This window comes from Methyloceanibacter marginalis (genome assembly GCF_001723295.1).
Taxonomy (GTDB): Bacteria; Pseudomonadota; Alphaproteobacteria; order Rhizobiales; family Methyloligellaceae; genus Methyloceanibacter; species Methyloceanibacter marginalis.
In genome coordinates this window covers 1-2964 of the sequence record NZ_LPWD01000218.1, presented here as the reverse complement: position 1 = coordinate 2964, position 2964 = coordinate 1, and the positions used below count along the sequence as shown (strand labels likewise).

Annotated in this window: 4 protein-coding genes and 1 pseudogene; 1 reads left to right on the top strand and 4 read right to left on the bottom strand. The window is 64.0% G+C overall.

All coding sequences use genetic code 11. The features are described from left to right. A partial coding sequence (locus tag AUC71_RS08820) for a ketopantoate reductase C-terminal domain-containing protein (protein WP_280139299.1) occupies positions 1-404 on the bottom strand: 404 nt, incomplete at its 3' end. Next, the gene (locus AUC71_RS08815) at positions 401-877 is read right to left on the bottom strand and encodes a 2-dehydropantoate 2-reductase N-terminal domain-containing protein (protein WP_069623968.1); all 477 of its coding nucleotides are present in this window, start codon (positions 875-877) and stop codon (positions 401-403) included. The genes AUC71_RS08815 and AUC71_RS08820, both read right to left, overlap by 4 nt. Positions 878-1052: 175 nt before the next feature. On the opposite strand from AUC71_RS08815, the gene AUC71_RS08810 reads away from it, so the two are divergent. Then, a complete protein-coding gene (locus tag AUC71_RS08810; RefSeq protein WP_204376688.1) occupies positions 1053-2288 on the top strand; it encodes an alpha-hydroxy acid oxidase in 1236 nt (411 codons plus the stop codon). Here the strand turns inward: AUC71_RS08810 and AUC71_RS08805 are convergent. After that, on the bottom strand, positions 2285-2719 hold the full coding sequence (locus AUC71_RS08805) for a GlcG/HbpS family heme-binding protein (RefSeq protein WP_069623967.1): 435 nt from the start codon (positions 2717-2719) through the stop codon (positions 2285-2287). The genes AUC71_RS08810 and AUC71_RS08805 overlap by 4 nt on opposite strands. Before the next feature lie 93 nt (positions 2720-2812). Beyond that, a pseudogene (locus AUC71_RS18690) lies at positions 2813-2964 on the bottom strand (phosphoribosylpyrophosphate synthetase); the annotation flags it as partial.

Sequence of the window (2964 nt, the reverse complement as noted above, 5' to 3'; positions counted from 1 at the left end):
ATTTCCGTCGCGCCCCCCGCCGCAGGTCGTCCCACATGGACGAGCGGGCATTTTTTATCGACGGCGAGCATGCCCCGCGCCGCGAGCCTGAAGAGGGCGTCGGGGAGGCGCAGCGCGAAGGCCATGAGCCGGGGCGGCACCCCTTCGACCGGCGCAGGACGGACGCCGGCGGCCCGCAGGACGGCGAGCCCCTCGCGCATCTGCCGCGACATCAGGAGACGCCAGCGGCGTTCGCGAAGCTGCTGATGCAGCGGCAGGTCGGACAGGGCATTGAGCGCGTTGTTGAGGTTTACGAGGAGCTTGCCCCACATGACCGCCTCGATGTCGGGGTGTTCGGCCACGCGCGCGCCCTTGACGTTGAGCAGCTTGCGCAAGCCATCGACACCTGTCTGGATCCGGATCACGCCGCTCGTTGCCCGGTGGAAGCGCGGGCTTCGTCGCTCTCGTGGTTCTGCACCACGTTGAACGGCACCATAGCGGCGAGGACGCGGCGCTTCGGCCCCAGGACGCGGCGCAGGACGTGAGCATTGTCCACGCCGTTCTGCAGGCTGACGACAACTGTGTCTTTTGCCGTATACGCCTTGATCAATTGAGCCACCGTCTCCGTGTCGCGCGACTTCACCGTGACCAGCACGATCTTCGCGCCCTGCAGCGCAGCCGAGGCATCGGCGGTGGCGGTCAGGGCCGTAGGGGGCAGGGTTGTGTCGCGTCCTTCGAGATCGGACGCGCGAATACCGTGACTCGCGATGGCCTCTGCCAAAGGTGCGCGTGACAGCAGTGTGACTTTCCGCCCCGACGCGGCCAGGAGCGCGCCGACATAGCAGCCGACGCTGCCGGCGCCTGCGACGGTGATGGCGGACTTGCGCGGAAATCTCATGGATAGGCCTTCGTAAGGAGGTTAAGCATGATGAGCTACAACCATGAAGAGGGCTTAATTTCCCGGCAGGGTCGGATTTGGGTTAGTAGATATAGGGGCCTTGGTCAGCGGCTGCGTCAAGTTTGCCACCTCATTGAGTTTGCGATCAGGACGGATCGGGATAAGAGCGTAGAGTATGAACGAACGTTTCGACAGCGAACTCGCCGATACCATTGCCGAACGGGTAGGAGCGATCGACGCTCCGGAGTTACGCGGCGGGGCCATGGTCAGGCCGCCTGCTTTGGCGCAGCATCCGGGTCATTTGAAGCGTGCGGCCAAGCGGCGGCTGCCGATCGCGATCTACGATTTTCTCGAAGGCGGCTCCAACGACGAGGTGACCCTCAAGCGGAACCTCGACGACTTCGCGGCGTTGCGGCTGCGACAGCGCGTGTTTGATCATGTGGCCAGCCGCAATATGCACACGGTTCTGTTCGGGCAGCGCGCGGCGATCCCGGTTGCCTTGGCGCCGATCGGCATGGGCGGGGTGTTCTACCCTCGCGCGGAAATTCATGCGGCGCGTGCCGCGGCTTCCTACGGCGTCCCGTATTGTCTCAGCACCCTGGCGAGTTGCTCCATCGAGGATGTCGCCGCCGCGGTCGACACGCCGTTTCTGTTTCAGCTCTACATGATGAAGGACCGCGCGATCAACGCGGCGCTCCTGCAGCGGGCCGAGCAGGCGAAATGTCCGGGGCTCGTCGTCAATGTCGACACGGCGGTGCAAGGACGGCGCAACCGGGATCTCGACAACGGGCTGGTCGTGCCTTTGAAAGTGCGACCGCGCCACGTGGCGCGTATCGTGCGGAAGCCACGTTGGCTCTACGATTGGCTCCGCAACAAGCCAACCCTCGGCAATCTCGCGCCTTATTCGCCCGACGGCACCGATTTGGCGACCGTGTCGGCTTGGGCTGAGCCGCGTTTCAAGGGCTCGGTGACACGCGACGATCTTGAATGGGTTCGCCATCACTGGCAGCGCAAATTGATCGTCAAAGGCGTCCTCGACCCCGAGGACGCCAAGCTTGCCGTTAGCCTCGGCGCCGATTGCGTCATCGTCTCCAATCACGGGGGCCGTCAGCTCGACGGTGCCAGCAGCACCATCGACATGTTGCCGCGGATTCGAGAGGCGGTCGGCGACGCTGTCGAGGTGGTTCTGGACAGCGGCGTTCGCTCCGGCTCCGACATTTTGAAGGCGCTAGGGCGTGGCGCGAATGGTTGCCTGGTGGGACGCGCCTATGTCTACGGGCTCGCGGCCCATGGCGAGCAGGGTGTCACCGCTGCGCTTTCGCTGCTGGCGCAAGAGCTCGACGAGGCGATGACGCTGACGGGAACCGCCGACGTCAACGCCTTGCCGGAAAATCTGGTGTTCGCGGCTTAAGTCCGCCAGGGATGCTCGGGTAGCTCCGTCACGCCGAGAACCTTCACGCCCGCCTCGGCCACGGCATGATCGTTCTCGACCACGCTGCCGCTGACGCCGATGGCGCCGACGAGCACGCCGTCCTCATCGACGATGGGTACGCCGCCTGGGAAGGTGATCAACCCGTCATTGGAATGCTCAATGCCGTAAAGCGGCTTGCCGGGCTGTGACAGCTGGCCGAGTTGCCCTGTCGCCATGCCGAAGAAGCAGGACGTGGTGGCCTTCTTGATGGCGATGTCGATGGAGCCGACCCAGGCGTCGTCCATGCGAATGAAGGCTTTCAGGTTGGCGCCGGAGTCGACCACCGCGATACACATTTGGGTGTTCAACTCGAGGGCTTTCTTGCGCGCTGCGGCGATGGCCTTCTCGGCATGCTCCAAGGTTACGTGCATGGGTACTCTCTCCTCGGTTGGTTGTGGTGCAGGTAGTGGGGGTATCAACGCCCGGGCGCGCACTTGGTGCCGTCGAGGGCGGCACTTTTGACGTTAGTAAAAGAGGCTCGACACCGACTTTTCTTCCGCGGTGCGGGCGATGGCTTCGCCCAGAAGCGGGGCGATGGGCAGCACGCGGATATTGTGAGCCTTCAGCACGGATTCGCTCGGCTGGATCGAGTCTGTAATAACCAGCTCCTTGAGCT

Coding starts and splice junctions, on each gene's coding strand:
- AUC71_RS08815 (WP_069623968.1), bottom strand. CDS start 877: ATGAGATTTCCGCGCAAGTCCGCCATCACCGTCGCAGGCGCCGGCAGC.
- AUC71_RS08810 (WP_204376688.1), top strand. CDS start 1,053: ATGAACGAACGTTTCGACAGCGAACTCGCCGATACCATTGCCGAACGG.
- AUC71_RS08805 (WP_069623967.1), bottom strand. CDS start 2,719: ATGCACGTAACCTTGGAGCATGCCGAGAAGGCCATCGCCGCAGCGCGC.